Raw genomic sequence first — 26,752 nt, 5'->3', positions numbered from 1 at the left:
CCATGATCGGCCAGCCCCTTCGACGTGGGCTGTCAGTGAGACAAAGTAGTCTTGAGCCCATGCCTGAACGCCGTACCGTCGCACTCGTCACTCTTGGCTGCGCCCGTAACGAGGTGGACTCGGAGGAGCTCGCAGGCCGTTTGGAGGCGGACGGCTGGCAGCTCGTCGAGGACGCATCGGACGCGGATGTCGCCGTCGTCAACACCTGTGGTTTCGTCGAGGCCGCCAAGAAGGACTCCGTCGACGCCCTTCTGGAGGCCAATGACCTCAAGGGGCACGGCAGAACCCAGGCCGTCGTGGCGGTGGGCTGCATGGCCGAGCGGTACGGCAAGGAGCTCGCCGAGGCGCTGCCCGAGGCGGACGGCGTGCTCGGCTTCGACGACTACTCCGACATCTCCGACCGGCTGCAGACCATCCTCAACGGTGGCATCCACGCCTCGCACACCCCGCGCGATCGCCGCAAGCTGCTGCCCATCAGCCCGGCCGAGCGGCAGGACTCGGCCGCGACGGTGGCGCTGCCGGGCCACGGTCCGACCGATCTCCCCGAGGGCGTCGCGCCCGCCTCCGGCCCGCGTGCGCCCCTGCGCCGCCGTCTGGACGGTTCCCCGGTCGCCTCGGTGAAGCTCGCCTCCGGCTGCGACCGCCGCTGCTCCTTCTGCGCCATCCCGTCCTTCCGCGGCTCCTTCATCTCCCGCCGCCCGAGCGACGTGCTGAACGAGACCCGCTGGCTGGCCGAACAGGGGGTGAAGGAGGTCATGCTGGTCTCCGAGAACAACACCTCCTACGGCAAGGACCTGGGTGACATCCGTCTCCTGGAGTCCCTGTTGCCCGACCTCGCCGAGGTCGACGGCATCGAGCGGGTGCGGGTGAGCTACCTCCAGCCCGCCGAGATGCGCCCCGGCCTGATCGACGTCCTGACCTCCACCCCCAAGGTCGTCCCGTACTTCGACCTGTCCTTCCAGCACTCCGCGCCGGGCGTGCTGCGGGCCATGCGCCGCTTCGGCGACACCGACCGCTTCCTGGAGCTGCTCGACACCGTCCGGAGCAAGGCCCCGCAGGCCGGCGTCCGCTCCAACTTCATCGTCGGCTTCCCGGGCGAGTCCGAGTCCGACCTGGGCGAGCTGGAGCGCTTCCTGAACGGCGCCCGCCTCGACGCCATCGGTGTCTTCGGCTACTCCGACGAGGAGGGCACCGAGGCCGCGACGTACGAGAACAAGCTCGACGAGGACGTCGTCGCCGAGCGGCTCGCGCACATCTCCCAGCTCGCCGAGGAACTCGTCTCGCAGCGCGCCGAGGAGCGCGTCGGCGAGACCGTGCACGTCCTCGTGGAGTCGGTCGACGACGAGGACGGTGTCTACGGCCGCGGGGCCCACCAGGCGCCCGAGACGGACGGACAGGTGCTGCTCACGAGCGGCGAAGGGCTGTCCGTCGGTCGTATGGTCGAGGCGAAGGTGGTCGGTACGGAAGGTGTCGACCTGGTGGCCGAGCCGCTGCAGGGCTCGGCCGCATGGAGCGAGGAGGCCGGCAGATGACCGGAGTCCCGGCGTCCGCCGCGGGCGGCCCCTCCGGCGCGCAGGGCGCTCCGGGCTCCGCCGCCACCTCCGGTCCTCAGCGTGGTCCCCAGAGCGAGTCCCAGGCCGGCCCGCAGCACGACGAGAGGCCGCCGCGCGGCGGGAAGATCGCGGCGGCCGCCGTCAACCAGGCCAGCGTCTGGAACGTCGCCAATCTGCTGACCATGCTCCGGCTGGTCCTGGTGCCCGGCTTCGTCGCCCTGATGCTGGCCGGCGGCGGATACGACCCGGCGTGGCGCTCGCTCGCCTGGGCCGCCTTCGCCATCGCCATGATCACCGACCTGTTCGACGGTCATCTGGCGCGCACCTACGACCTCGTCACCGACTTCGGGAAGATCGCCGACCCCATCGCCGACAAGGCGATCATGGGGGCGGCGCTGATCTGTCTGTCCGCGCTGGGTGATCTGCCCTGGTGGGTGACGATCGTGATCCTCGCCCGGGAACTCGGCATCACGCTGATGCGTTTCGTGGTCATCCGCTACGGCGTGATCCCGGCCAGCCGCGGCGGCAAGCTCAAGACCCTCACCCAGGGCGTGGCCGTCGGGATGTACGTGCTGGCACTGACGGGATGGCTGGCGACTCTGAGGTTCTGGGTGATGGCCGCCGCCGTCGTCCTGACGGTCGTCACAGGCCTCGACTATGTGAGACAGGCCATTGTGCTGCGGCGGCAGGGAATCGCCGAGCGCGCGGCAGCGTCGGAGGAGACGGAAGCGTGAATTCCACGGCCGCCGAACTGGTGCGACTACTGACGGTGAGGGGTCAGACCCTCGCTGTCGCCGAGTCGCTGACCGGCGGTCTGGTAGCGGCCGAGATCACCACCGTTCCGGGGGCGTCCAAGGCGTTCCGGGGCTCGGTCACCGCCTACGCCACCGAACTGAAGCACGACCTGCTGGACGTCGACGCCACCCTGCTGGCCCAGCGGGGAGCGGTGGATCCGCAGGTCGCGGCCCAGATGGCGGCCGGAGCGCGGAAGGCGCTGGGCGCCGACTGGGGCCTCGCGACCACCGGAGTCGCCGGCCCGGAACCGCAGGACGGCCGGCCGGTCGGGACGGTCTTCGTGGCCGTGGACGGGCCGTTCGGCCCTGGTTCCGGTTCTGCCGCTGGCGGAAAAGTGGAGGCCCTGCGGTTGAACGGCGACCGCGAGGAAATTCGTAGAGAGAGTGTACGGAGCGTACTCGCACTGCTCCTGAGGGAGCTTGCGAGCGAACAGACCGGGAATGAGCGGACACAGGATACGGAACAGAACGGGGGGTTTTGATGTTTGCAGCCCTGAGTGAACACGACATCGCTCCCCGCACGGCCGCGGCGCAAGGCGGTACGGTGGGGCGTGAAGGATGCGGCTACGCGGTCCGAGGAGGGAGCCACCGATGATTCTGCTCCGTCGCCTGCTGGGTGACGTGCTGCGTCGGCAGCGCCAGCGCCAGGGCCGTACTCTGCGCGAAGTCTCCTCGTCCGCCCGAGTCTCACTCGGCTATCTCTCCGAGGTGGAGCGGGGGCAGAAGGAGGCTTCCTCCGAGCTGCTCTCCGCCATCTGCGACGCGCTGGACGTACGGATGTCCGAGCTCATGCGGGAAGTGAGCGACGAGCTCGCCCTCGCGGAGCTGGCCCAGTCCGCCCAGGCCACCGAGTCCGTTCCCACGCCGGTTCGGCCGATGCTGGGTACCGTCTCGGTGACCGGTGTGCCACCGGAACGGGTGACCATCAAGGCACCCGCCGAGGCAGTGGACGTGGTCGCCGCGTGACGCCTGCGCGAGCGTAGACCGATGCGGCGCCGACCCGGCGTCGAAGAAGTGTACGAGGCCCCGGCCGGGGCCTCTCCAGGGACACCTGGGGAGGTGTGGCCGGGGTCTTCGTGCGTCCGCGGGCGGTGTGCGTCCATTTGCCGGTGTCCGGCGGTGCGGTCATGGTGGGAGGGGCGTGACAGGGGGCCGACCGACCACCGGAGAGAGCATGTACGTCGTGAAGAGCCCGCTGTCCGACGCGGATCTGAAGGCCGTGGCCGAGGCGCTGCAGGGCGCCCTCGTCGATCTGGTGGACCTGGCGCTGGTCGCCAAGCAGATCCACTGGAACGTGGTCGGGCCCCGCTTCCGCTCCGTCCACCTCCAGCTCGACGAGGTCGTGGACACGGCGCGGGCACACTCCGACACGGTCGCGGAGCGCGCCTCGGCGCTCGGCGTCTCACCGGACGGGCGGGCGGCCACGGTGGCCTCCGGCAGCGGTATCGGTACGGCTCCCGGGGGCTGGGCCAAGGACGGGGACGCGGTGGGCACCCTGGTGGACGCGCTGGGCGCGGTGATCACCCGGATGCGCGACCGGGTGATGTCGACCGCGGAGGCGGATCCGGTGTCCCAGGACATCTTCATCGGGATCACGGCGGATCTGGAGAAACATCACTGGATGTTCCAGGCGGAGAACGTGTAGCGGTGGCCGGGGCGGGGCGACGGCCGTTGCATCGGTGAGCCCTCGGTGCGCCTTTCCGGCGGACCGGGCGGCGTTCTAGCGTCCGGCTGGAGGTGGCGGCCATGGTGGGGCGGATAGTGCGCTGGGGGGTTGCCCTCGGGCTGGCGGCGGTGTGGTGGTGGGCCGTGCTGCGGCTCGCGTTCGCCGACGGCGCCGGGGCGCTGGAAGGGACCGTGGCCGCCGGGGGATGGGGACTGAGCCTGCTGCCGGTGAACTGTGTGCCGAGGGTCCGGGCGGCGGGCGCCCTGGGACCGGGACGCTGGCGGACGGCCTGGCGGGCCGAGGAGGCTACCAGGGCATCGCCACCCCTCCGTTCGGGCGCAGGATCTGGCCCGTCGTGAACGAGGAGGCGTCGGAGGCCAGATAGAGCACGGCGTGCGCGATGTCCTCCGCCTCACCGACCCGGCCCAGGGGCGACATCCGGGCCATCCGTTCCTCGGTCTGCCGCTGTTCCTCGCCGTCGTCCCGGGCGGTCATGGGGGTGCGGGTCCAGCCGGGGGCGACCGCGTTGACGCGGATGCCCTGCCGGCCGACCTCGTTGGCGAGCGTTTTGGTCAGCTGGACCACGGCCGCCTTGGCCGCGCCGTAGCAGAGCAGACCGGGACCGCCGGTGTCGATCGCGCCGGACGCCATCGTGATGATGCTGCCCCCGGTCCGCCCGGCCAGCATCAGGCGGGCCGCCTCCTGACAGGCGTGCAGGACGCCCTTGAAGTTGACGTCCAGGACCCGGTCGAGGTCCTCGTCCCTGGTCTCCAGGACCGGGCTGCGGTGCATGATCCCGGCGATCGCCGCCATGACGTCGAGCCGCCCGCAGGACCGGACGGCCTGCCCGAGCCGCGCGCGGTCGGTCACGTCGAGGGTGTGGGTGTGGGCGGTGCCGCCCCGGTCCTTGATCAGCGTGGCGGTCTCGTGCAGGCCGTCCGCGTCCCGGTCGGCACAGTGCACGGTCGCGCCCGCCTCGGCGAGCAGCACGGCGGAGGCCCGGCCGATGCCGCCGGCGGCGCCGGTGACGAATGCGGTGCGTCCGGTGAGGTCGTACGCCTTGAGGGGCATGAGGGGACGGTACGAGTGTTTCTGACGGGTCGTCAATTAGTTGTGCGGGTTCTCCGGGTCCGAGACGGGCCCGCGGCCGGGGCGGGGCCGGTCTGGCAGGCGGGGCACCAGTAGGTGGGGCGCTCGCGGGAGCCGTCGCCCTGGTCGGCGACGCGGATCGGGGTGTGGCAGCGCAGACAGGGGCGGGGCGCGCGGCCGTAGACGAACAGGTCCTGGTCGCGCAGGCCGGTGGTCCGGCGCACCGGGCGGTCGCGGTTGGCCTCCAGGAGCCGCTGGGCGAGGGCGGGGAGCTTGGCGGCGCGGTCGGCGGGGAGCGCGCCGACCGGGAGCCAGGGGGTCGCGCCGATCAGAAAACAGAGCTCGCTCTTGTAGATGTTGCCGATGCCGGCCAGGTTGCGCTGGTCGAGGAGGGCCTCGCCGAGCGCGCGGGCGGGGTCCGCGAGCAGGTTGGCGAGGGCGCGGTCGGGGTTCCAGTCGGGGCCGAGCAGGTCGGGGCCGAGGTGGCCCACGGCGCGTTCCTCCTCGCCGGTGCGCAGGAACTCCAGGACCTGGAGGCGGTAACCGACGGCTGTGCGGTCGGCGGTGCCGAGGATCGCCCGGATCTGGTGCGCCGGGCCGCCCTTCCAGCGCTCGGCACTGCCGTAGACCTTCCACGCGCCCTCCATCCGCAGATGCGTGTGCAGGGTCAGACCGCCCTCGAAGCGGGTGAGCAGGTGCTTGCCGCGCGGGGTGGTGCCGAGGACGGTACGGCCGGTGAGGTCGACGGTGGCGTACTGGGGCACCCGGAAGTCGCTGCGGGTCAGCACCTGGCCGGCGAGCGCGTCGTGCAGGCGCCGCGCGGCCTGCCAGACCGTGTCACCTTCGGGCATGGGTCAAGGGTGACACGAGAGGGTGAGCGGTGCTGTTCTCACCGTGGTTCACGCCCGCAGGCGCAGGCCGCGCGGGGTCGCGATGAAGCCCGCTCCTTCCAGGAGGACGCCCAGGGGCGAGGTCAGGGCGGAGGCGCCGTTGACCCGCTCCACCGTCACCGTGCCGAGAGTGCCCGCGCGGGCGGCGGCCGCAAGAGCCTCGGCGGCCGTACGGAGGCGGGGGTCGTCGGTGGCGGCCGTGTCCGGGGCGGAGGGCCAGGCCAGCAGGGTCTTGCCGCCGCGTTCCATGTAGAGGGTCAGTTCGCCGTCCACCAGGACGACCAGCGAGCCCGCCTTGCGGCCCGGCTTGTGCCCGGCGCCGGTCGGGGGCTCGGGCCAGGAGAGGGCGGCGCCGTAGGCGTTCGCGGGATCGGCGGCGGCGAGGACCACGGCTCTGGGGTCGGGTCCGGCGGGGGTGCGGGTGTGGTGGTTGCCGTAGGTGTAGGGGCTGGCGGGACCGGCTCCGGGGCTGCCGCCTCGGGGGCCGCCGTAGCCGGGGGCCGTGAAGGGGTCGGCGGGGGCGAGGTCCTTGGGGGAGACGTAGTCGCCGGGGGCGGTGCGGGGCTCGGGGGGCCAGGTGAAGTCGTTGTCGAGGTCGGAGAGTTCGGTGAGTTCGGGGAAGTCGGCGCTGTCGAAGGGGCCGAGGGGCGTGAGGGGTGCCTCGGTGTCGAAGGCGGTGGGGGCCGTGGAAGCCGTGGGACGGCCGTTTCCGAAGCCGGTGCCGGGCAGGGACTCGCCGCGGTCGCGGGCGTTGGACACCGCGCGCAGCCGGTCGACCGCGCCGTCCATCGCGAACTGGGCCGCGCCGAGGCCCTCGACGACATAACCCCGGCGGGCCTGGCCGCTCTCCTCGAACGCCGACAGGATGCGGTACACCGCCGAGAAGCCGCCCTCGACGCCCTCCGCGGCGACCGCGCCCCGGGTGACCACGCCGTGCCGGTCGAGAAGGGTGCGGGCCAGGGCGTGGGCGCGCACGGTGGTGTCCGGCTCGCGCTGCGGTAGCAGGGACCAGCGTCCGGCGACGGTCGGCGGACCGGTCCGGGAGGCGGTGCGGGCGGCGGCCGTCAGGGAGCCGTAACGGCCGCGCGGGACGGTCCGCTTGGCGCGGTGGGCCGTGGAGCCCGCCGTCCGGCCCGAGCCCAGCAGGGAGCGCATCGGGGCCAGGGTGTCGTTGGTGAGGCGGCCGGACCAGGCCAGGTCCCAGAGGGCGTCGGCCAGTTGGGGGTCGGTGGCATCCGCGTGGGTGGTGGCACGGACCTGGTCGGCGATCTGGCGGAAGAACAGGCCGTAGCCGCCGGAGAGGGCGTCCAGGACCGACTGGTGGAGTGCGGTCAGTTCCAGGGGGTGCGGGGGCGGGAGGAGCACGGGGGCCGCGTCCGCCAGGTACAGGGAGACCCAGCCGTCCTTGCCGGGCAGGGCGCCCGCACCGGCCCACACGACCTCTCCGGCGGCGGTGAGCTCGTCGAGCATCGAGGGCGTGTAGCCCGCCACGCGGGACGGCAGGACCAGCTTCTCCAGGGCCGAGGCCGGGACCGACGCGCCCTGCAACTGCTCCACGGCGCGCACCAGTCCGTCGACACCGCGCAGCCCGTGCCCCTTGCCGATGTGCTGCCACTGCGGCAGGAACTGGGCGAGCGCGGCCGGTGCCACCGGCTCCAGCTCGTGCCGGAGCGCGGCCAGGGAGCGGCGGCGCAACCTGCGCAGGACCGCCGCGTCGCACCACTCCTGGCCGATGCCCGCCGGATGGAACTCGCCCTGCACGACCCGGCCGCTCGCGCCGAGCCGTTGAAGGGCGCCCTCGGTCACCGCCACCCCGAGGCCGAAGCGGGCGGCAGCGGTGGCCGACGTGAACGGGCCGTGGGTGCGCGCGTACCGGGCGAGGAGGTCGCCGAGCGGGTCCTTCACGGGCTCGGTGAAAGCCTCGGGGACGCCTACCGGCAGGGCGGTGCCGAGGGCGTCGCGCAGCCGGCCCGCGTCCTCGATCGCCGCCCAGTGGTCGGCGCCGGCGATCCGGACCTTGATGGCCCGGCGGGCGCCCGCCAGCTCCTTGGCCCACTGCGGCTCGGCGCCCCGCTCCACCAGCTCGGCGTCCGTGAGCGGCCCGAGCAGCCGCAGCACGTCGGCGACGCCCTCGGGGTCCTTGATCCGCCGGTCCTCGCTGAGCCACTGGAGTTCGCGCTCCAGCTCGGTCAGGACGTCCGCGTCGAGCAGTTCGCGCAGCTCCGCCTGGCCCAGCAGCTCGGCCAGCAGCCGGGAGTCCAGGGAGAGCGCGGCCGCGCGGCGCTCGGCGAGCGGGGAGTCGCCCTCGTACAGGAACTGCGCGACGTAGCCGAAGAGAAGGGAGCGGGCGAAGGGCGACGGCTCCGGGGTGGTGACCTCGACCAGGCGGACCTTGCGGGACTCCAGGTCGCCCATCAGCTCGACGAGGCCCGGGACGTCGAAGACGTCCTGGAGGCACTCGCGGACGGCCTCCAGGACGATCGGGAAGGAGCCGAACTCGCTCGCCACCTGGAGCAGTTGCGCGGCGCGCTGGCGCTGCTGCCACAGCGGGGTGCGCTTGCCGGGGTTGCGGCGCGGCAGCAGCAGCGCGCGGGCGGCGCACTCCCGGAAGCGGGAGGCGAACAGGGCCGAGCCGCCGACCTGGTCGGTGACGATCTGGTCGACCTCGCCCTTGTCGAAGGCGACGTCCGCCGCGCCGACCGGCGCCTGCTCGGCGTCATACTCCGTACCGGCCTTCAGAGGGGCCTGGTCGAGCAGGTCGAGGCCCATCAGGTCGGCGTCCGGCAGCCGCAGCACGATGCCGTCGTCGGCGTGCATGACCTGGGCGTCCATGCCGTACCGCTCGGACAGCCGGGCACCGAGGGCGAGCGCCCAGGGGGCGTGGACCTGGGCGCCGAAGGGGGAGTGGACGACGACCCGCCAGTCACCCAGTTCGTCGCGGAAGCGCTCCACGACGATCGTGCGGTCGTCGGGGACATGGCCGCAGGCCTCGCGCTGTTCGTCGAGGTACGACAGCACGTTGTCCGCCGCCCACGCGTCCAGGCCCGCCGCCAGCAGGCGCAGGCGGGCGTCGTCCTTGGGGAGCGCGCCGACCTCGCGCAGGAACGCGCCGACCGCGCGGCCCAGTTCGAGCGGACGGCCCAGCTGGTCGCCCTTCCAGAAGGGCAGGCGGCCGGGCACGCCGGGGGCGGGGGAGACCAGGACACGGTCCCGGGTGATGTCCTCGATACGCCAGGAACTGGTGCCCAGGGTGAAGACATCGCCCACCCGGGACTCGTACACCATCTCCTCGTCCAGCTCGCCGACCCGGCCGCCGCCCTTCTTGGGGTCGGCGCCGGCGAGGAAGACGCCGAAGAGGCCGCGGTCCGGGATGGTGCCGCCGGAGGTGACGGCGAGGCGCTGGGCGCCAGGGCGGCCGGTGACGGTGCCGGCGACCCGGTCCCAGACCACACGCGGGCGCAGCTCGGCGAACGCGTCCGACGGATAGCGGCCCGCGAGCATGTCGAGGACCGCCGTGAACGCCGACTCCGGGAGCGCGGCGAAGGGGGCCGCGCGGCGGACCATGGCGAGCAGGTCGTCGACCTCCCAGGTGTCCAGTGAGGTCATCGCGACCAGCTGTTGGGCGAGGACGTCCAAGGGGTTGGCCGGGACCCTCAGGGACTCGATGGAGCCGGTGCGCATCCGCTCGGTGACCACGGCCGCCTGCACCAGGTCGCCGCGGTACTTGGGGAAGACCACGCCGGTGGAGACCGCGCCGACCTGGTGTCCCGCGCGGCCGACGCGCTGCAGGCCGGAGGCGACCGAGGGCGGGGACTCGACCTGGACGACCAGGTCCACCGCGCCCATGTCGATGCCCAGTTCGAGGCTGGAGGTGGCCACCACGGCGGGCAGCCGACCGGCCTTCAGGTCCTCCTCGACCAGGGCACGCTGCTCCTTGGAGACCGAGCCGTGGTGCGCGCGGGCGATGACCGGCGGGGCGCCCTGGGCCGCGCCCGAACCGCCCATCAGCTCGGCGGGCGAGTGGTGTTCGTCCAGGGGCTCGCCGGTCACGCGCTCGTAGGCGATCTCGTTGAGCCGGTTGCACAGCCGCTCCGCCAGGCGGCGCGAGTTGGCGAACACGATCGTGGAGCGGTGCGCCTGGACCAGGTCGGCGATCCGCTCCTCCACATGCGGCCAGATCGACGGCTTCTCCGCGCCCTCGCCGCCGTCGGTGGCCGGGGACCCGCCCAGCTCTCCCATGTCCTGCACCGGGACGACGACGGAGAGGTCGAACTCCTTGCCGGACCTGGGCTGGACGATCTCCACCTTGCGGCGCGGTGAGAGATAACGGGCCACCTCGTCGACCGGGCGGACCGTCGCCGACAGGCCGATACGGCGGGCCGGCTTCGGCAGCAGTTCGTCCAGCCGCTCCAGGGAGAGCGCGAGATGCGCGCCGCGCTTGGTGCCGGCGACCGCGTGCACCTCGTCCAGGATCACCGTCTCGATGCCGGTCAGCGCGTCGCGCGTGGCCGACGTCAGCATCAGGAACAGGGACTCGGGGGTGGTGATCAGGATGTCCGGCGGGCGGGTGGACAGGGCGCGGCGCTCGGCGGCCGGGGTGTCGCCGGAGCGGATACCCACCCTGACCTCCGGTTCGGGGAGACCGAGGCGGACGGACTCCTGGCGGATGCCGGTCAGCGGGCTGCGCAGGTTCCGCTCGACGTCGACCGCGAGGGCCTTCAGCGGCGACACGTACAGCACCCGGCAGCGCTTCTTCGGGTCGGCCGGGGGCGGGGTGGAGGCCAACTGGTCCAGGGCGGCGAGGAAGGCGGCCAGCGTCTTGCCGGAGCCGGTCGGGGCGACCACCAGCACGTCCGAGCCCGCGCCGATGGCCTGCCACGCGCCCGCCTGGGCCGCGGTGGGCGCGGAAAACGCCCCCGTGAACCAGCCGCGGGTCGCGGGGGAGAAGCCGTCGAGGGCTCGGTGAGCGGATTTCGCCATGGGTCCATCCTGCACCCGGGCACTGACAATCGGGTCTGACCTGCTGCTTTCCCGCCCGCATCACCTGGGACGGTTGCGTTGTCGGGTGCGGGTGGCCCCTGTGGGGCGGACTGGCCGTCGGCGGTTGCAGGAAGGGGGCGGAGGGGGCTGGCGGCTGCCGGAAGGGGGTGAAGGGGGGACTGGCGGCTGCCGAGAGCCGGACGGGGTGTCGGCCGCGCCGGGCGGTCGGGTGGGGTGGGGCGGCTGACAATGGTCGTATGACCGGATCGGACGAGCGGGCGCGGCACTGGCGATATGAGGCGTTGCCCGGTGTCGATCTGCTGCGGGCCCGGTACATCAGGAAGACGTTCGTGCGGCACACCCACGAGAACTTCGTGATCGCCGCGATAGCGGACGGTGTCGAGGTCTTCCACCACCGGGGCTCCGACGTGTCCGCGGGAGCGGGGGCGCTCGCGCTGGTCAACCCGGACACCCCGCACACCGGGCGGGCCGGGGTGCCCGAGGGCTGGCGGTACGGGGCGGTCTACCCGGCGCCGGACGTCGTGGCGGGGATCGCCGCCGAGACCACCGCGATCCGGGGCACCCCCGGCTTCGTCGGTCCCGTGCTCGACGACCCGTACAGTGGCGCCCTCGTGCACCGGGTGCTGCGCGCCGCCGACGAGGGCAACGCGCTCGCCGCCGACACCCTGCTGCGGGTCGCGGTGACCCGGCTGCTCCGGTTGAACGGCGGCCCGCTGCCGCAGCGGCAGGTCCGCACCGCCGGCGCCCGGCTCGCCGCACGCGCGCGCGCCGTGCTGGAGGAGCGGATGGCCGAGCCGCCGACCCTGGAACGGCTCGCCGGCGACCTCGGCACCAGCCCGTTCGCGCTGCTGCGGGCGTTCCGGGACGCCTACGGCATGCCGCCGCACACTTGGCTGACCGACGCCCGGGTGCGCCGGGCCCGGCTGCTGCTGGACGCCGGCACGGCACCCGCCGAGGCGGCCGTCGCCGTCGGCTTCACCGACCAGCCGCACCTCAACCGGCACTTCGCGCGGATCGTCGGCGTCCCACCGGGCGCCTACCAGCGCGAGCGCAAGAACGTACAAGACGCGCGGGACGCCCGTCCGTAGCGTGCTGGGCGTGGCACAGCAGACAGCACTCGCAGACATACGCGGCGAAGGGGAGCCGAAGCCGGACTCCGCCGTCGTCCGGGACGCCCTCGGGGTCGGGGTCGCCGTGGGACTCTCCGGGTTCGCCTTCGGGGTGACCTCGGCCGGCAGCGGGCTCGGCCTGCTCCAGACCTGCGCGCTCAGCCTCCTGGTGTTCACTGGCGCCTCCCAGTTCGCCCTGGTGGGCGCGCTCGCGGCCGGGGGCAACCCGTTCACCGCGGCGGCCGGTGCCTTCTTCCTCGGGGTGCGCAACGCGTTCTACGGGCTGCGGCTGTCGCAGGTGCTCGCCCTCCCGCGCGCGGTGCGGCCATTGGCCGCCCAGTGGGTGATCGACGAGACCACCGCGGTGACCCTGGCCCAGCCGACGCGGCGCGCCGCGCGGATCGGCTTCACGGTCACCGGGCTCAGCCTGTACGTGCTGTGGAACCTCACCACCCTGCTGGGCGCACTCGGCGCCAAGGCCGTCGGGGACACCGACGCCTGGGGCCTGGACGCGGCCGGACCCGCCGTCTTCCTGGCGCTGCTCGCCCCCATGCTGCGGGGCACGACGGAACGCGCGGTCGCCGCCCTCGCCGTGCTGCTGGGGCTCGGTCTGCTGCCCGTGCTGCCCGCGGGCGTGCCGGTCCTGGTGGCCGCGCTGGCGGCGCCGGTCGCGCTCTTCGTCTCCGGCCGCCGCTCGGGCCGCGGCCGCGACGGCGCACCCGACGACGCGTCCGGCCAGGCACTCGACGACGCATCCGGTCACGCATCCGGCAAGGCATCCGGTCACGCATCCGGCAAGGCACCCGACGACACACCCGAGGAGACCTGATGAACGTCTGGATCGCGGTCGGCGCGACCGCCCTCGGCTGCTATGCCGTCAAGCTCGCCGGACTGCTGGTGCCCGCGGGCGTCCTGGAACGGCCGGTGGTGCGGCGGCTGGCCGCCCTGCTGCCGGTGGCCCTGCTCGCCGCCCTCACGGCCCAGCAGACGTTCGCCGACGGGCACGCGCTCGTACTGGACGCCCGGGCCGCGGGGCTCGGGGCGGCCGCCGTGGCGCTGGTGCTGCGCGCGCCCTTCCTGGTCGTCGTCGGCGTCGCCGTGGTGGTCACGGCGGGCCTGCGCGCCCTCACCGGCTGAGAGGTCCGTCACCCCACGAAACGGCCGTACGCCTTGAGGGTGCGCAGGGCGTCGATCGTCACCATGGGGCGGGCCTCCAGGGCGGCGGCCGGTGCCCACTGCCGCCAGCGGACGGGCCAGCCGCCGTCCGCCGCCTGCTCCGCGGCGAGGAACTCCAGCGAGCGGTCCATCTCCTCGTCGGTGAACCACGCGCGCGCGAGCGAGTTCGGGGTCCTCGCGAAGTCGTGCGGGAAGTGGTGCTCACCGGGCGCGTAGCCGGGCGCGACCGGGTACGCGCCCAGCCGCGCCGGGTCCAGCGCGGCCAGCCGGTGCTCGCGCACCAGGCGGCCCAGCCGGTCGGCGGCCGCCTCCGCGCGCGGCCGGTCGGGTGCCGTGTCCAGGAAGGCGACCGCGGCCTCGACCTCGTAGGGGTGCGACTTCTGAAGGGACTCCACCGCCTCCCAGCAGAAGTCGGTGGCCCGGAACAGCCAGGCGTGCCACACCTCGTTGCGGTGCAGCAGACCCACCACCGGACCGGTGGCCAGGAGCTCGCTGGGCGGGTCGTCGACGATCGGGATGAACGGGGCCGCCGGATAGCCGCGCTGACTCGGATGGATCGCCGGCAGCGCCCCGTCCACCGTGGAGACGGCCGTGAGGTAGCGGCACACGCGCTCCACCCGCTGGCCGCCGCAGCGCCCGATGGCGTCCAGGACGCGCAGCGCGTGCCCGGTGTGCAGCGGCTGGCTCACCGGACCGCGCAGATCGGGCTCCAGCGCGTGACCGTACCCGCCGTCCTCGTTGCGGTAGGCGTCCAGCGCCGTCTCCACCGGATCGGGGCCGCCGTTCAGGAAGTGGTACGAGAAGAGGCGCTGCTCCAGCACGCGTGCGGTGAGCCACATGAACTGCTCGGCGCGGAACAGCGGGGAGTGCGCCGGGGGCGTAGGGGGGAGTGGGGAAGCTCCGGTTTCGGCCATGCGAAAGACCGTAGGGCGGAAAGCGGTCTCGGCAAGCGCTCCCGGGCAGGGCCCACTCTCAGGGGCGGGATACTGGTGTCATGCGGTTGACGGTCTTCTGGCAGCGGATGGCGGAACACTTCGGTTCCGGGTACGCCGACACCTTCGCGCGCGATCATGTGATGACGGAGCTCGGCGGGCTGACGGTGCACGAGGCGCTGGACTCGGGCTGGGAGGCCAAGGACGTGTGGCGCGTGGTCTGCACGGTCATGAACGTTCCGGGGGAGAGGCGCTGACCGTGCACGGAGATCGGATACGGGCCACGCGTTGTCAGTGGCGTGGGCGAGACTTGCACCGTGGCACCCACTGACGACGACGGGCGCACCGCCCAGGACACCTCCCCGGTCGACACGACGCCGCCCGCCGCACCCCCGGCCGCCGGCGCCGCGCTGCCGGGTGCCCGCATGCCGCGCTGGCTGCCGCGCGCCATGGTGCTGGCGCTCGCCCTCGTCGCCGCGTTCCAGCTGGGCAGCTGGGCCTTCCACCAGCTCACCGGTCTGCTGATCAACATCCTCATCGCATTCTTCCTGGCGCTGGCCATCGAGCCCGCGGTGAGCTGGATGGCCTCCCGTGGCATGCGCCGCGGGTTCGCGACCTTCCTGGTCTTCCTCGGCCTGGCGATCGCCGTCGCCGGGTTTGTCACCCTGCTCGGCTCGATGCTGGCCGGCCAGATCATCAAGATCGTCGAAGACTTTCCGGACTACCTGGACTCGGTCATCAACTGGGTCAACCACACCTTCCACACCGAGGTGAAGCGGGTCGACGTCCAGGAAGGCCTGTTGCACTCCGACTGGCTGCGCAAGTACGCGCAGAACAGCGCGGCCGGGGTGCTCGATGTCTCCGGGCAGGTGCTCGGCGGCCTCTTCCAGCTGCTGACGATCACGCTGTTCGCCTTCTACTTCGCCGCCGACGGCCCCCGGCTGCGCCGCACCCTGTGCTCGGTGCTGCCGCCCGCCCGCCAGGCCGAGGTGCTGCGCGCCTGGGAGATCGCCGTCGACAAGACCGGCGGCTATCTGTACTCGCGCGGTGTGATGGCGCTGATCTCCGGCATCGCCCACTACATCCTGCTGGAGGCCCTGGGCGTGCCGTACGCGCCCGTGCTGGGCGTCTGGGTGGGACTGGTTTCGCAGTTCATCCCCACCATCGGCACCTATCTCGCGGGCGCGCTGCCGATGCTGATCGCGTTCACCGTCGACCCGCTGTACGCGGTGTGGGTGCTGGTGTTCGTCGTGATCTACCAGCAGTTCGAGAACTACATGCTCCAGCCCAAGCTGACCTCCAAGTCCGTCGACATCCACCCGGCGGTCGCCTTCGGCTCGGTCATCGCGGGCACCGCGCTCCTCGGCGCCGTCGGCGCGCTGATCGCCATCCCGGCGGTCGCCACGCTCCAGGCGTTCCTGGGCGCCTATGTGAAGCGGTACGACGTCACGGACGACCCCCGGGTACACGGGCACCGCCGTCGTGGCACCGGCAGTCCGGGGCTGCTCACACGCGCGCGACGGCTGATATGGCAGCGGCCCGTCGAGGAGTCCGAGGAGGCGTCCTCCGCCTGACGGCGGTCGTCATCAGGCCGCCGTCAGTACGTGAGCACCGCCCACACCCCGGCCGCGGCGACGGCGGCCGTGTAGCAGCCCACCGCTGTGGCCACGATCCGCCGGCGGACCTGTTCGCTCCATGCGGTGCGGGACAACAGCGAGGCGAGCGCGGGCAGGACCAGCACCGCGTGCAGGCTGACCCCGTGCAGCGGCTTGAGCGGGGCCGTCGAGCCGTAGGCCGCCTCCTGGTGCCCGGTCCGGACGAGCACCACCCCGCGCGCGATCATCGCGGCTCCCGAGACCAGCGCCACCAGCAGGATCGCGAACCCCGACCGCACCGCGAGCGCCATGCCGACGGGACCGGCCGGCCGCCGCCGGAACGATGCGACGGCGAAGACGGTGAGCAGCACCACCAGCACCCCGCCACCCACCGCGAGCGTCATCGACACCGCCGTGTCGAAGGGTGTCTCCATGTCGAGATGCGAGGGCACCCGCCGCCACGCCTGCAGGGTGATCCCGCCGACCTCCACCACGCAGTCGGCGGCGAACACGACGAGCAGCACGGTGCGCAGCCGCTCCCCGATCCTCAGATACGAGGTGACCCAGGTGACCGCGATCAGGGTCAGCCCGAAGGAGAGCCCGAACGTGACGGGCTTGCGCCAGGAGACCGGCCCGTACCAGGGGCCGCCGTCCACCGCGAACACCACCAGGTGCGCCAGGCCGGAGAGGACCAGGAGCGCACCGGTCGCGTGGCAGAGACGCTCGGCGGGACGGACCCCGGTCAGGGCGTTCGGCAGTGGTTCACGGGTCGGCGTCTTCACGGGCGAGGGCATGCGCCCAGCCTCCCGGGAGCAGCCCGCGCGGTCGTCGTCCGGCCGAAGACAGCCGCCGTACGCCTTGAGGAGTACGGGGAGCAGGGGCGATCAGGAGACCGTGGCGGCCGGCGGGGTCCACCGTCGGGTGCGCGGCACCGAGCCCGGGAGGCCGTAGTCCTTCTTGAGGTGTTCGGGGATGGCGTAGTGCATGACACGGCCGCGGGTGAGGCAGGACAGCTCGAGGACGGTGGTGAGGTGGCCGAGGCGGTCCAGGGCCCAGGCGCCCAGCGGGGAGCGGTCCTCGATGGTCTCCAGGACGCCGAGGAGGTGCGGTACGGCCTTGACGGCGGTGTCCCACGGGGTGCGCGGCACCTCCAGCCAGTCCGCGCAGGTGTCGCCGACCAGGTGGCGGATCAGGGCCGAGACGATCGGGTCGAAGAAGGTGCCGGGGGCGACTTCCTCGTAGAGGTCGATGAGCTGCCGGGTCAGGACCGCGCCCTCCTCGGAAGGGCCCATGTACCGGACCATGTACAGGTCGAGGAAGGCGCGCGCCTCGTCGAGGGTCTTCGGGACGGCCTCCTGGTCGACGCCGAGCATGGCGCCGACCGCCCGCCACGCGTAGTAGTACGCCTCCGCGCCCTCCGTGGACAGGTGGATGCCCAGCCGGTGCAGGCTGTCGAGGACCAGCAGCGAGAAGAACATCTGGCCGCCGATCATGTCCTCCTGGCAGATCGGCGTGCCGAGCGCCGCGGTGTCCCAGCGGTTCTCACGTGTGAGGTGATGCCGGATCGAGGCGTGCAGCAGCCGCACCTTCTGGGCGGCCGGGATGAAGCGGCTCCCGGCCTCGAAGGCGTCGGGCCGCATCAGATAGACGGTGAACTGGCCGGTCTCCGCCATCCGCTTGGAGGGGTACTTCAGCCCGTGGGCGGCCGACAGCAGCTTCGCCACGCGCGGGACGACGTAACAGGCGGGCATGGAGGCGAAGGAGAGCGCGGTCGAGATGTGCACGTTGTTGTCGATGAAGAACAGCCGGGCCTTCTCCATCTCGCCCCAGTCCACCCAGGACGGCGGGACCCGGGTGGCTTCCAGGTACTCCCGCGCGACGTCGGGCAGCCCGTCCGGCAGCGGCGCGCCGGCGGTGGAGACGTAGCGCATCAGGGTGTTGAACGTGCCCACCTCCCCGCGCTCGAAGAGGGCGGCGACCGTGGCATCGGCGAGTTCGTCACCGGCGTCCCGCAGGGCGTCCATCGAGGCCTCGGTGTGGATCACGGCAGGGCTCCTTGTCTTCGTCTTCGCGGGCGGGAGAAGGGGCAGCGGCGTCAGGACCGGCGGACCGTGGCCGAGTGGGCCAGCGCGGTCAGGGCGCCGGCGGCCGGGGGCGGCACGTCCAGTTCGTGCAGGGCGTCGAGCGCCGTCGCCACCCGCGCGCCGATCATGGCCTCGATCCGGTCGGGCGCCCCGAGCCGGCACATCACCTCGCGGACCGCGTCCAGGCCGTCCGCGTCCAGATCACGGCTGCCGAGCAGCGCGCCCAGCCGCTCCCGGTCGTCCTCGCGGGCGAGCCGCCAGGTCTCCGCGAGCAGGGCGGTGGGCCGGTGACCGCGCACGTCGTCGGCGTTGGCCTTGCCGGTGTGCTCCGGGGCCCCGAACAGGCCCAGCAGGTCGTCGCGCAGCTGGAACGCCTCGCCCAGCGGCAGCCCGTACGCGGAGTACCCCTCGCGCAGCCGGTCGCCTGCCCCGGCCAGGGCGCCGCCGATCAACAGGGGCTGCTCGACGGTGTACTTGGCGGTCTTGTAGCGGATCACCTTCAGCGAGGCCGTGGTGTCCGGGCCGGCCCCGGTGCGCAGGATCTCCAGGCACTCGCCGGCGATCAGCTCCCGGGCCAGCACCGACCACAGGGGGCGGGCCCGGGCGAGATAGGCGGCGGGCAGCCCGCAGGCCGCGAACAGCTGCCCGGCCAGCGACATCAGCAGATCGCCCACGAGCATCGCCAGCGCCCGCGCGGTGTCGTCGGCGCTCGCGCGGGCGCGTACGGCGGTCCGCAGGGCGATGTGTGCGGTGGGGCGCCCGTGCCGCAGTGGGCTGTCGTCGATGAGGTCGTCGTGTACGACGGCGGCGGCGTGCACGAGTTCCATGGAGGCCGCCGCCCGTACCAGCGCGTCGCTGTCCGGCTGGCCCACGGCACGCCAGCCCCAGTAGCAGAACGCCGCCCGCAGCCGTTTGCCGTCCGCGACCGCCGCCTCCAGCTGCTCGGCCACCGGGCCCAGCAGCGGGTCGACCGCCGCGAACTGGTCGGCCTCCTCGGCGACGAACCGGCGCAGTACCTCGTCGACACGGTTCTTGAAGACGGCCGGATCCCACCGGTCAGCCATCGGCGGAGGTCCGCCGGGCGAGGGCGTGCCGGGCGAGGATCTCCAGATGGGCCGGGGGGACGGTCGCGTACCGGTCCAGGACCAGGCGCCCCCGCGCGGTGAGGTCGTGCTCGGCCTCCGCCGCCAGTGCGGCGGTGTCCGAGCGGCGCAGCAACCCGCGTAACGTCCCGAAGGCGGTGCCCACCGTGCTCACCGCCAGGTCGGCGAGCCCCGCCGCCAGCAGCAGGGCCTGCTCGTCCAGGCCGCGTCGTCCCGTCTCACGTGTCATGCGTTCTCCCCACCCACGGCACACGGCGGCGGCGCCGCTCACCGGCCGCCTCTTCGAGCATCACGGCACGTAGGCCGCGGGCATGCGGAAACTCACGATCGGGTGAATGCCGTTTCGGGCACCGCGGGGCACGTGGCGAGCACACTGCCGTGCCGTGCGCCGTGAGCGCCCGCTCCCGACCCGTGCGCCGGGGGGTGCGCGGTGGGTGTGCGCGGTGCGGGGAAGTACGGGAGTACCGCGTGGTGCGCTTGACACGAAAATCGAACATCCATTCTTATGGAGGCTCCGGCGGAACTCGCGACGGGGATTTCAGCGGTAGTTGGGAACGGTTTCGTCCGTTATATCCCCGAGTTATCCACAGGCCGGACCGGCGGCGGGGCGCATTGTCAGTGGCAGGCGTTAGCGTCTTTGACGTGAAGCGATCGACTCAAGCAAACCGGGTGGAACCCATGGCAGGAACCGACCGCGAGAAGGCGCTCGACGCCGCGCTCGCACAGATTGAACGGCAATTCGGCAAGGGCGCGGTCATGCGCATGGGTGACCGGACGAAGGAGCCCATCGAGGTCATCTCGACCGGGTCGACCGCGCTCGACGTCGCCCTCGGTGTCGGTGGCCTGCCGCGCGGCCGCGTCGTGGAGATCTACGGACCGGAGTCCTCCGGTAAGACAACCCTGACCCTGCACGCCGTGGCCAACGCGCAGAAGGCGGGCGGCCAGGTCGCGTTCGTGGACGCGGAGCACGCCCTCGACCCCGAGTACGCGCAGAAGCTCGGCGTCGACATCGACAACCTGATCCTTTCCCAGCCGGACAACGGCGAGCAGGCCCTGGAGATCGTGGACATGCTGGTCCGCTCCGGCGCCCTCGACCTCATCGTCATCGACTCCGTCGCCGCGCTCGTCCCGCGCGCGGAGATCGAGGGCGAGATGGGCGACAGCCACGTCGGTCTCCAGGCCCGTCTGATGAGCCAGGCGCTGCGGAAGATCACCAGCGCGCTCAACCAGTCCAAGACCACCGCGATCTTCATCAACCAGCTCCGCGAGAAGATCGGCGTGATGTTCGGCTCCCCGGAGACCACGACCGGTGGCCGCGCGCTGAAGTTCTACGCCTCGGTGCGACTCGACATCCGCCGCATCGAGACCCTGAAGGACGGCACGGAGGCGGTCGGCAACCGCACTCGGGTCAAGGTCGTCAAGAACAAGGTCGCACCGCCCTTCAAGCAGGCCGAGTTCGACATCCTCTACGGCCAGGGCATCAGCCGCGAGGGCGGCCTGATCGACATGGGCGTGGAGAACGGCTTCGTCCGCAAGGCCGGCGCCTGGTACACGTACGAGGGCGACCAGCTCGGCCAGGGCAAGGAGAACGCGCGCAACTTCCTCAAGGACAACCCCGACCTGGCCAACGAGATCGAGAAGAAGATCAAGGAGAAGCTGGGCGTCGGTGTCCGCCCGGAGAAGCCCGCCGCCGAGCCGGGCGCGGACGCGGCCACCACCGCCGCGGCCACGGACGACGCGGCGAAGACGGTGCCGGCCCCGGCCGTCGCCAAGGTCACCAAGCCCAAGGCCGCCGCAGCCAAGAGCTGACGCCGTGACACGACGAACCGACTGGGCCGACCACGAGTACACGTCCCCCGGTGCCCCACGGGGGAGGGGCGCCGGGGGCGACCCGGGCTCCGCCGGGGACGGCGGCGAGGTCCATGGCACGGGCGGCGACGGGTACGGACGGGACGGCGTGGCCTACCCGGGGGCGCGCAGGCGCCGCCGCGGTGGTGCCGCACGGGGGAACGAGAGCTCATACGGGCGTGACGGCTCGTACGAGGACGACGGTCTGCCCGCTTCGTACGGCGGAGTGTACGAAGACGGCACGCACGACGGCCCGGACGGGCCCCGCGGACACGGATCACCCGGCCGTGGCCCGCGGAAGTCCGGGACGCGCCGTCGGCGTGGCTTCGGGGAGCCGTCCGGTGAGGACGGGGACTCCTCCTCCTTGTCGAGGGCCGAGCAGGGGGAGCCTCCGGCGGACCCGGCTGAGCGGGCGCGGGCGATCTGTCTGCGCCTGCTCACCGGGACGCCGCGCACTCGGAAGCAGCTCGCGGACGCCCTGCGCAAGCGGGAGATCCCGGACGAGGTCGCCGAGGAGGTGCTGTCGCGGTTCGAGGAGGTCGGGCTGATCAACGACAGCGCGTTCGCGGACGCCTGGGTGGAGTCCCGGCACCACGGCCGGGGACTGGCCCGGCGTGCCCTCGCCCAGGAACTGCGGACCAAGGGCGTCGACCCTTCGCTCATCGACGAGGCCGTCGGGCAGCTCGACTCCGAGCAGGAGGAGGAGACCGCGCGCGAACTCGTCGCCCGCAAACTCCGCTCCACCCGGGGCCTCGATCGGGACCGGCGCATCCGCCGCCTCGCCGGCATGCTCGCCCGCAAGGGATACGCCGAGGGCATGGCGCTCAGGGTCGTCCGGCGGGCCCTGGAGGAAGAGGGCGAGGACACGGAGTTCCTGGAGGGCGGGGACTTCTGACGGGCGGTCAGGCGGTCGGTCACGGCGGGGGTGGGGATAACCCCCTTCCAAGACGCCGGACCACCGCAGTGCCCGGGCACCGGTGGGTGGACGACCGTGTACGCCATGATGCTGCGCTACGCCCTCAAGACCGTCCGCGCCCGCAAGGCCGGGTTCCTCGGCGCCTTTCTCGCCCTGCTGTGCGCGGCCGCGCTGATCTCCGCCTGCGGCACCCTCCTCGACACCGGCCTGCGCGGCACGATCCGCACCGAGCGCTATGCGGCGGCCCCCGTCGTGGTCTCCGCCGACCAGTACGTCCACCGGATCACCGTCAAACACAAGCACGGCAAGACCAAGGTCAAGCACAAGGCGAAACCCATCGCCGAGCGCGCCTGGCTGCCGGCCGGGCTGGAGACCAGACTCGCCCGCACGCCCGGAGTCGCCCGGGTCGTGCCCGAACTGACCTTCCTCGCCCAGCCGTCGACCCCGGCCGGCACCGGCGGCCGTACCGCCTACGGGCACGCCTGGGAGTCCGCCGCGCTCACTCCGTACCGGCTGGTTTCCGGCGCCGCCCCGAGGGCCGCCACCGACCTGGTCGTCGACCGCGACCTCGCCGCGCGCGCCCACCTGGCGCCCGGTGACACGCTCACCGTGCAGTCGACGCGGACCCCGCGCGCCTACCGGATCACCGGGATCGCCGCCCCGGCCACCGGCGTCAGCCACCAGACGTCCCTCTTCTTCTCCGCCGCCGAGGCCCGCAGGCTGGCCGCGCACCCCGGGCAGGTCACCGCGTTCGGCGTGCTGCCCGAGCACGGCACCGACCCGGAGCGGCTGAAGCAGGCCGTGGCGCGAGCGCTGCGCGGCACCACCGCCCAGGTCTCCACCGGCGACGCCCGCGGCCCCGTCGAGTTCCTGGACGCCGCTGCCGCCCGGGTCCGGCTGGTCAGCATGGGCGCGGCCATGGGCGGGACCTCGCTGCTCGTGGCGATCCTGGTGGTCGTCGGCACCTTCGCGCTCACCGTCCAGCAGCGGCACCGCGAACTCGCCCTGCTGCGCGCCCTCGCCGCCACCCCCGGCCAGATCCGTCGGCTGCTCGGCCGTGAGGCGCTGATCGTCGGCGCGGTCGCCGGCACGGCGGGCGCTCTCCTCGGGCTGCCGCTCGGTGCCTGGCTGCACAGCAGGTTCGTCGCCCTGGGCGCCGTACCCGCCACGCTTCAGCACACCACCGGTGTCTTCCCGCCGTTCGCCGCGCTCGCCGCGACCCTGGCCGGTGCCTGGGCCGCCGCCCGGATCGCCTCCCGGCGCATCGCCCGGATCCGGCCGACCGAGGCGCTGGCCGAATCGCGGGTCGAGCCCGCCCGGGTCGCCTGGGGGCGGATCGCCGCCGGTCTGCTGCTGCTCGCCGGTGGGGTCGTGCTCGTCGTGCTGCTCACCTCCCTGCGTACCGAGCCCGCGTCGACCCCCGTCACCTTCCTCGCCGTCGTGGTCCTCTCCACCTCCGTCGCCCTGCTCGGCCCGCTGCTGGTCAGGGCGGCCGTGCTGCTGCTGGCCGGACCGCTGCGGCTCACCGGCCACGGCGGCCGGCTCGCCACCGCCAACCTGCGCGGGAACGCCGCCCGGATGGCCTCCGTCGTCACCCCTCTCACCCTGCTCATCGGCATGACCTGCACCGTGCTGTTCGTCCAGTCGACCCTCGGCGACGCCGCCCGCGCCCAGGCCCGCGCCGGAGTCACCGCCGACTGGGTCGTCGCCGCCCAGGGACCGGGCGTACCGGCCGCGGCGGCACGGCAGTTGCGCACGGACCACGACGCCGTCACCGAAGTGGTCCGCACGACCGTCCGCGTCGGACTCGACAAGTACCCGGCCCAGGGCGTCACCCCCGAGGGCCTCGCCCGCACCTGGGACCCCGAGGTCACCGCCGGCTCCCTGGACCGTCTCACCGACCGCACCGTCGCAGTCAGTGAAATCGCCGCCGATCAGCACCACTTGAAGCCGGGCAGCACCCTGAAGCTCACCCTCGGCGACGGCACGCCCGCCACGCTCACCGTCGCCGCCGTCTACGCCCGCGGTCTGGGCTTCGGCGACCTCACCTTCGCCCACGACCTCGTCGTACACCACGTGGACAACCCGCTCGCCTCCTCCGTCCTCGTCAGCACAGTCCGTACACAAGCACAACTCGCGATTACACTCCGTGAGTTCCCGGGGCTGCGGATTCTTTCGCCGGGCGCCGCCGACTCCCTCCAGGCCGACCGGCAGCAGGACAACGCCGAGGTCAACTACCTGGCCATGGGGCTGGTCCTGGCGTTCACCGCGATCGCCGTCGTCAATACGCTCGCGATGTCGGTCGCCGACCGGGTCCGCGAGTTCGCCCTGCTCAGGCTGGCCGGGGCGACCCGCCGCCAGGTGCTGCGGATGCTGCGCACCGAGGTGCTCTCGGTGCTGACGCTGGCCACGGCCCTCGGCAGCGGTATCGCGCTCGCCGTCCTGACCGCGTTCAGCGTCGGTATGACGGGCCGGGCCGCGCCGACGGTCACGCCCTTGCTGTACGTGACCGTCGTCGCGACCGCCGCACTGCTCGCGCTGGTGGCCGCGGCGCTTCCCGGGCGGCTGGCGCTGCGGGTGCCCGCGGTGACGGTGGCGACGGCGAAGGACTAGCGGCGCACCACCGACTCAGTGGCCGTCGGACGCGTTCCAGTCGACGAGCTGGACGATGACGCCGTTGGGGTCGGTGACCTGGAAGGCGCGTTCGCCCCAGGGCTCCTCGCGCAGCGGCATCGTGATCGTGACCCCCTCGGCGGTCAGGCGGGCCAGTTCGGCTTCGAGGTTGTCGACGACGAAGGCGAGGATCACCCCGTCGGCGTGGTCCTCGCGCTGGTCCTCGGGGAGCGAGGCCAGTCCGCGCCGCAGGTAGACGACGTTCATCCCGGCGTCGTCGCGGGCCAGTGACGCGAACCCGTCGGCGGCCGTCTCCTCGCGGAATCCGAAGTGTTCGGTGAGGAAGGCGCTGGAGGCCACGACGTCGTCGACGTTCAGGGAGACGGCGGAAGCGGTGATCGGCACAGGCACTCCTTGGTCGGGGAAATTACTCTGTACGCAGTACACTGTACTGCGTACAGAGTAATTGGCGAGGGGGCGACGCTTCGTGGGGGAGGATGACGGAATGCCTCTCGACCGCAGCGGTGCCGGTGATCCGGCCCGCTCCCTGGAACTGCTCTGGCGGGTCCCCGCCGCCCCGCGACGCGGACCGCGGCAGCGGCTGGACATCGACACGGTCGTCGACGTCGCCATCGGGCTGGCGGACGCCGAGGGCCTGGACGCGGTCACCATGCGCCGCGTCGCGCAGCAGCTGGGCGTGGTCCCGATGACGCTCTACACCTATGTGCCGGGCAAGGCCGAGCTGCTGGACCTCATGCTGGACACCGCCTACCTGCGGATGTCCCGGGCCGACACCGCCGGCCGGCCGTGGCGGGTCCGGCTGGCCGCCGTCGCGGAAGAGAACAGGGCGCTGTTCGACGCGCACCCCTGGGCCGCGACGGTCTCCACCGGCCGCCCGCCGTTGGGACCGGGGATGATGGCCAAGTACGAGCACGAACTGTCGGCGCTGGACGGACTCGGGCTCGACGACGTCGAGATGGACGCCGCGCTGACCTTTCTGCTCACCTTCGTCCAGGCCAACGCCCGCTCGGCGGCGGAGGCGCGCGCCGCCCGGCAGGACAGCGCGATGGACGACGAGCAGTGGTGGGCGGCCAACGCCCCTCTGCTGGAAAGGGTGCTGGACCCGCGTGCCTACCCCACCGCCGCCCGGGTCGGCACGGCGGCGGGCACCGCCCAGGGCGCCGCGTACAGCCCCCGGCACGCCTGGGAGTTCGGGCTCGACCGGGTGCTCGACGGCCTCGCCGCCCTCATCGACGGCCGCGCGTACCCGACCGGCACCGGAGCGTCGTAGACCCAAAAGCGGCCGGGCGCTCGACGACTCGACGGTGACCGGACGTTTCTCGACGACTAGAGGGCGACCGGCAGCCCTGCCGCCTTCCACGCCTGGAAGCCGCCTATCAGGTCCGTCGCCCGGTGCAGGCCCAGCTGGTGCAGGGAGGCGGCGGCCAGGCTGGACGCGTAGCCCTCGTTGCAGATGACGACGACCTGGAGGTCGTGGCCGGTGGCCTCGGGGGTCCGGTGGCTGCCCTGGGGGTCGAGCCGCCACTCCAGCTCGTTGCGCTCTATGACGAGGGCGCCCGGGATCACCCCGTCCCGCTCGCGCAGTGCCGCGTACCGGATGTCGACCAGCAGGGCGTCCCCGGCCCGCGCCGCCTCGTGCGCCTCCTGCGCCTCGACGCGCCGGTAGCCCGCGCGCACCCGGTCCAGCAACTCGTCGATGCCCACCGGCTGTTGCTCCGCCTGCTCCGTGCCGCTCACTGCCAGTCCTCCGGGCGCTCGACCTGCTCCAGGCGGAGCACCTGGCCGCTGCGGCTGTAGCGGCGGATCCGGGGCAGCGGCGGGTAGTAGGCGTGGACGGAGATCGCGTGGTGCTCGGCGGACTCGTTGAACACCTCGTGGACATGGTCGCGGCCGAAGGATCGGCCCTTTCCGGCGGGCAGCCGGCGCTCGCGGTCGACGCCTTCGGAGAGCTCCAGGGTCTTCCAGCCGTCGGTGGGCAGCCGGGTGGCGAGCGAGTTCTCGTGCAGCTCGCCGGCGGCGGTGAGGAAGGCGCCGACCGACTCCGCGTGGTCGTGCCAGCCGGTACCGGTGCCGGGTGGCCAGCCGATCAGCCAGGCCTCGCTGCCGGCGGGGCCGTCGAGCCGTACCCAGGTGCGGCCCTCGGGGTCGAGCGGGAGCGAGGAGATCAGCTCGGCGTCGGCGGCCGTGTGCCGCACGAAGTCGAGGAGGTCCGCCTGGGTGGGCGCGGCGCCGGGTGCGGAGGCGGAGGGAGAAACGGACGAGGAGAGAGAGGCAGACACGTGCACCGTTCCTGATGAGGGTTCGCAGAAAGGGGGCGCAGACGGCGCCCGCAGGGAGAGGTGAAATGCGAAATCAGCAGGAC

At 72.9% G+C, this 26,752-nt stretch carries 24 protein-coding genes and 1 pseudogene; 14 read left to right on the top strand and 11 right to left on the bottom strand.

What is annotated here, in order from left to right:
- Positions 1-59: 59 nt before the first annotated feature.
- From rimO to ACFZDK_RS38530, 5 genes are all read left to right on the top strand, one after another.
- The gene (gene rimO / locus ACFZDK_RS38550) at positions 60-1,532 is read left to right on the top strand and encodes a 30S ribosomal protein S12 methylthiotransferase RimO (protein ID WP_390979502.1); all 1,473 of its coding nucleotides are present in this window, start codon (positions 60-62) and stop codon (positions 1,530-1,532) included.
- Positions 1,529-2,287 carry a CDP-diacylglycerol--glycerol-3-phosphate 3-phosphatidyltransferase gene (gene pgsA, locus ACFZDK_RS38545; RefSeq protein ID WP_359223967.1) on the top strand — a complete coding sequence of 253 codons (759 nt, stop codon included), beginning with the start codon at positions 1,529-1,531 and terminating at the stop codon, positions 2,285-2,287. The genes rimO and pgsA overlap by 4 nt, the downstream gene beginning before the upstream one ends.
- Positions 2,284-2,829 carry a nicotinamide-nucleotide amidohydrolase family protein gene (locus tag ACFZDK_RS38540; RefSeq protein ID WP_390979500.1) on the top strand — a complete coding sequence of 182 codons (546 nt, stop codon included), beginning with the start codon at positions 2,284-2,286 and terminating at the stop codon, positions 2,827-2,829. The genes pgsA and ACFZDK_RS38540 overlap by 4 nt, the downstream gene beginning before the upstream one ends.
- A gap of 109 nt (positions 2,830-2,938) precedes the next feature.
- Positions 2,939-3,313 carry a helix-turn-helix transcriptional regulator gene (locus ACFZDK_RS38535; protein WP_132894382.1) on the top strand — a complete coding sequence of 125 codons (375 nt, stop codon included), beginning with the start codon at positions 2,939-2,941 and terminating at the stop codon, positions 3,311-3,313.
- Between the two features lie 208 nt (positions 3,314-3,521).
- Complete coding sequence (locus ACFZDK_RS38530) at positions 3,522-3,992, top strand: ferritin-like domain-containing protein (protein ID WP_390979497.1); 471 nt, start codon at positions 3,522-3,524, stop codon at positions 3,990-3,992.
- 327 nt (positions 3,993-4,319) lie between these two features.
- Here the strand turns inward: ACFZDK_RS38530 and ACFZDK_RS38525 are convergent, their stop codons facing one another.
- The 3 genes from ACFZDK_RS38525 to ACFZDK_RS38515 are packed head-to-tail and all read right to left on the bottom strand — an operon-like array spanning position 4,320 to position 10,972.
- Positions 4,320-5,084 carry an SDR family oxidoreductase gene (locus tag ACFZDK_RS38525; protein ID WP_390979495.1) on the bottom strand — a complete coding sequence of 255 codons (765 nt, stop codon included), beginning with the start codon at positions 5,082-5,084 and terminating at the stop codon, positions 4,320-4,322.
- A 32-nt stretch (positions 5,085-5,116) separates the two neighbouring features.
- On the bottom strand, positions 5,117-5,953 hold the full coding sequence (locus ACFZDK_RS38520; protein WP_390979493.1) for a DNA-formamidopyrimidine glycosylase family protein: 837 nt from the start codon (positions 5,951-5,953) through the stop codon (positions 5,117-5,119).
- Positions 5,954-6,001: 48 nt separating this feature from the next.
- Positions 6,002-10,972, bottom strand: coding sequence for an ATP-dependent helicase (locus tag ACFZDK_RS38515; protein ID WP_390979491.1), 4,971 nt, complete (start codon positions 10,970-10,972; stop codon positions 6,002-6,004).
- A 257-nt stretch (positions 10,973-11,229) separates the two neighbouring features.
- On the opposite strand from ACFZDK_RS38515, the pseudogene ACFZDK_RS38510 reads away from it, so the two are divergent.
- From ACFZDK_RS38510 to ACFZDK_RS38500, 3 genes and pseudogenes are all read left to right on the top strand, one after another.
- Positions 11,230-12,063: pseudogene (locus tag ACFZDK_RS38510) on the top strand (AraC family transcriptional regulator); the annotation flags it as partial.
- Positions 12,064-12,091: 28 nt separating this feature from the next.
- Positions 12,092-12,931, top strand: coding sequence for an AzlC family ABC transporter permease (locus ACFZDK_RS38505; RefSeq protein WP_390979489.1), 840 nt, complete (start codon positions 12,092-12,094; stop codon positions 12,929-12,931).
- The gene (locus ACFZDK_RS38500) at positions 12,931-13,239 is read left to right on the top strand and encodes an AzlD domain-containing protein (RefSeq protein WP_390979487.1); all 309 of its coding nucleotides are present in this window, start codon (positions 12,931-12,933) and stop codon (positions 13,237-13,239) included. Before ACFZDK_RS38505 ends, ACFZDK_RS38500 begins: the two co-directional genes overlap by 1 nt.
- Before the next feature lie 8 nt (positions 13,240-13,247).
- Here ACFZDK_RS38500 and ACFZDK_RS38495 read toward each other — a convergent pair whose 3' ends face one another.
- Complete coding sequence (locus tag ACFZDK_RS38495) at positions 13,248-14,192, bottom strand: hypothetical protein (protein ID WP_390979485.1); 945 nt, start codon at positions 14,190-14,192, stop codon at positions 13,248-13,250.
- An 80-nt stretch (positions 14,193-14,272) separates the two neighbouring features.
- On the opposite strand from ACFZDK_RS38495, the gene ACFZDK_RS38490 reads away from it, so the two are divergent.
- A complete protein-coding gene (locus ACFZDK_RS38490) occupies positions 14,273-14,467 on the top strand; it encodes a DUF3046 domain-containing protein (protein ID WP_355721338.1) in 195 nt (64 codons plus the stop codon).
- Positions 14,468-14,527: 60 nt separating this feature from the next.
- Positions 14,528-15,784, top strand: a complete 1,257-nt coding sequence (locus tag ACFZDK_RS38485; RefSeq protein WP_390979482.1) for an AI-2E family transporter — start codon at positions 14,528-14,530, stop codon at positions 15,782-15,784.
- A gap of 23 nt (positions 15,785-15,807) precedes the next feature.
- On the opposite strand, the gene ACFZDK_RS38480 is transcribed toward ACFZDK_RS38485, so the two are convergent.
- The 4 genes from ACFZDK_RS38480 to ACFZDK_RS38465 all read right to left on the bottom strand — a co-directional run bounded on the left by ACFZDK_RS38480 (position 15,808) and on the right by ACFZDK_RS38465 (position 19,221).
- Positions 15,808-16,599: a hypothetical protein gene (locus ACFZDK_RS38480; RefSeq protein ID WP_390979480.1), complete on the bottom strand. Its 792-nt coding sequence runs from the start codon at positions 16,597-16,599 to the stop codon at positions 15,808-15,810.
- Between the two features lie 90 nt (positions 16,600-16,689).
- Entirely contained in the window at positions 16,690-17,850 is a 1,161-nt protein-coding gene (locus ACFZDK_RS38475) for an oxygenase MpaB family protein (RefSeq protein WP_390979478.1), read from the bottom strand.
- A 50-nt stretch (positions 17,851-17,900) separates the two neighbouring features.
- On the bottom strand, positions 17,901-18,953 hold the full coding sequence (locus ACFZDK_RS38470; RefSeq protein WP_390979476.1) for a polyprenyl synthetase family protein: 1,053 nt from the start codon (positions 18,951-18,953) through the stop codon (positions 17,901-17,903).
- On the bottom strand, positions 18,946-19,221 hold the full coding sequence (locus tag ACFZDK_RS38465) for a polyprenyl synthetase (protein WP_390979474.1): 276 nt from the start codon (positions 19,219-19,221) through the stop codon (positions 18,946-18,948). The genes ACFZDK_RS38470 and ACFZDK_RS38465 overlap by 8 nt, the downstream gene beginning before the upstream one ends.
- A 449-nt stretch (positions 19,222-19,670) precedes the next feature.
- Here ACFZDK_RS38465 and recA point away from each other — a divergent pair, with 449 nt between their 5' ends.
- The 3 genes from recA to ACFZDK_RS38450 all read left to right on the top strand — a co-directional run bounded on the left by recA (position 19,671) and on the right by ACFZDK_RS38450 (position 24,369).
- Positions 19,671-20,801 carry a recombinase RecA gene (gene recA / locus ACFZDK_RS38460; protein ID WP_390979472.1) on the top strand — a complete coding sequence of 377 codons (1,131 nt, stop codon included), beginning with the start codon at positions 19,671-19,673 and terminating at the stop codon, positions 20,799-20,801.
- A 4-nt stretch (positions 20,802-20,805) separates the two neighbouring features.
- On the top strand, positions 20,806-21,735 hold the full coding sequence (recX, locus tag ACFZDK_RS38455) for a recombination regulator RecX (RefSeq protein WP_390979470.1): 930 nt from the start codon (positions 20,806-20,808) through the stop codon (positions 21,733-21,735).
- 105 nt (positions 21,736-21,840) lie between these two features.
- Positions 21,841-24,369 (top strand): FtsX-like permease family protein, encoded by a 2,529-nt coding sequence (locus ACFZDK_RS38450; RefSeq protein ID WP_390979532.1) that lies wholly within the window; start codon positions 21,841-21,843, stop codon positions 24,367-24,369.
- Between the two features lie 15 nt (positions 24,370-24,384).
- Here ACFZDK_RS38450 and ACFZDK_RS38445 read toward each other — a convergent pair whose 3' ends face one another.
- On the bottom strand, positions 24,385-24,774 hold the full coding sequence (locus ACFZDK_RS38445; protein WP_359223999.1) for a VOC family protein: 390 nt from the start codon (positions 24,772-24,774) through the stop codon (positions 24,385-24,387).
- A 100-nt stretch (positions 24,775-24,874) separates the two neighbouring features.
- On the opposite strand from ACFZDK_RS38445, the gene ACFZDK_RS38440 reads away from it, so the two are divergent.
- Entirely contained in the window at positions 24,875-25,660 is a 786-nt protein-coding gene (locus ACFZDK_RS38440) for a TetR/AcrR family transcriptional regulator C-terminal domain-containing protein (RefSeq protein WP_390979468.1), read from the top strand.
- A gap of 56 nt (positions 25,661-25,716) precedes the next feature.
- Here the strand turns inward: ACFZDK_RS38440 and ACFZDK_RS38435 are convergent, their stop codons facing one another.
- Together ACFZDK_RS38435 and ACFZDK_RS38430 are read right to left on the bottom strand one after the other, a co-directional pair.
- A complete protein-coding gene (locus ACFZDK_RS38435) occupies positions 25,717-26,133 on the bottom strand; it encodes a rhodanese-like domain-containing protein (protein ID WP_390979530.1) in 417 nt (138 codons plus the stop codon).
- Positions 26,124-26,675: a cysteine dioxygenase gene (locus ACFZDK_RS38430; protein WP_390979466.1), complete on the bottom strand. Its 552-nt coding sequence runs from the start codon at positions 26,673-26,675 to the stop codon at positions 26,124-26,126. Before ACFZDK_RS38430 ends, ACFZDK_RS38435 begins: the two co-directional genes overlap by 10 nt.
- Positions 26,676-26,752 lie beyond the last annotated feature (77 nt).

The organism is Streptomyces sp. NPDC007901 (assembly GCF_042959465.1).
Taxonomy (GTDB): Bacteria; Actinomycetota; Actinomycetes; order Streptomycetales; family Streptomycetaceae; genus Streptomyces.
This window is presented reverse-complemented; position numbering and strand designations above follow the sequence as displayed.

What these genes read in the sequence shown, in the direction of transcription:
- ACFZDK_RS38500 (WP_390979487.1), top strand. Translation starts at nt 12,931, where the DNA reads ATGAACGTCTGGATCGCGGTCGGCGCGACCGCCCTCGGCTGCTATGCC.
- ACFZDK_RS38535 (WP_132894382.1), top strand. Translation starts at nt 2,939, where the DNA reads ATGATTCTGCTCCGTCGCCTGCTGGGTGACGTGCTGCGTCGGCAGCGC.
- ACFZDK_RS38450 (WP_390979532.1), top strand. Translation starts at nt 21,841, where the DNA reads ATGATGCTGCGCTACGCCCTCAAGACCGTCCGCGCCCGCAAGGCCGGG.
- rimO (WP_390979502.1), top strand. Translation starts at nt 60, where the DNA reads ATGCCTGAACGCCGTACCGTCGCACTCGTCACTCTTGGCTGCGCCCGT.
- ACFZDK_RS38490 (WP_355721338.1), top strand. Translation starts at nt 14,273, where the DNA reads ATGCGGTTGACGGTCTTCTGGCAGCGGATGGCGGAACACTTCGGTTCC.
- ACFZDK_RS38480 (WP_390979480.1), bottom strand. Translation starts at nt 16,599, where the DNA reads ATGCCCTCGCCCGTGAAGACGCCGACCCGTGAACCACTGCCGAACGCC.
- ACFZDK_RS38440 (WP_390979468.1), top strand. Translation starts at nt 24,875, where the DNA reads ATGCCTCTCGACCGCAGCGGTGCCGGTGATCCGGCCCGCTCCCTGGAA.
- ACFZDK_RS38495 (WP_390979485.1), bottom strand. Translation starts at nt 14,192, where the DNA reads ATGGCCGAAACCGGAGCTTCCCCACTCCCCCCTACGCCCCCGGCGCAC.
- ACFZDK_RS38465 (WP_390979474.1), bottom strand. Translation starts at nt 19,221, where the DNA reads ATGACACGTGAGACGGGACGACGCGGCCTGGACGAGCAGGCCCTGCTG.
- ACFZDK_RS38470 (WP_390979476.1), bottom strand. Translation starts at nt 18,953, where the DNA reads ATGGCTGACCGGTGGGATCCGGCCGTCTTCAAGAACCGTGTCGACGAG.
- recA (WP_390979472.1), top strand. Translation starts at nt 19,671, where the DNA reads ATGGCAGGAACCGACCGCGAGAAGGCGCTCGACGCCGCGCTCGCACAG.
- ACFZDK_RS38525 (WP_390979495.1), bottom strand. Translation starts at nt 5,084, where the DNA reads ATGCCCCTCAAGGCGTACGACCTCACCGGACGCACCGCATTCGTCACC.
- ACFZDK_RS38530 (WP_390979497.1), top strand. Translation starts at nt 3,522, where the DNA reads ATGTACGTCGTGAAGAGCCCGCTGTCCGACGCGGATCTGAAGGCCGTG.
- pgsA (WP_359223967.1), top strand. Translation starts at nt 1,529, where the DNA reads ATGACCGGAGTCCCGGCGTCCGCCGCGGGCGGCCCCTCCGGCGCGCAG.
- ACFZDK_RS38515 (WP_390979491.1), bottom strand. Translation starts at nt 10,972, where the DNA reads ATGGCGAAATCCGCTCACCGAGCCCTCGACGGCTTCTCCCCCGCGACC.
- ACFZDK_RS38520 (WP_390979493.1), bottom strand. Translation starts at nt 5,953, where the DNA reads ATGCCCGAAGGTGACACGGTCTGGCAGGCCGCGCGGCGCCTGCACGAC.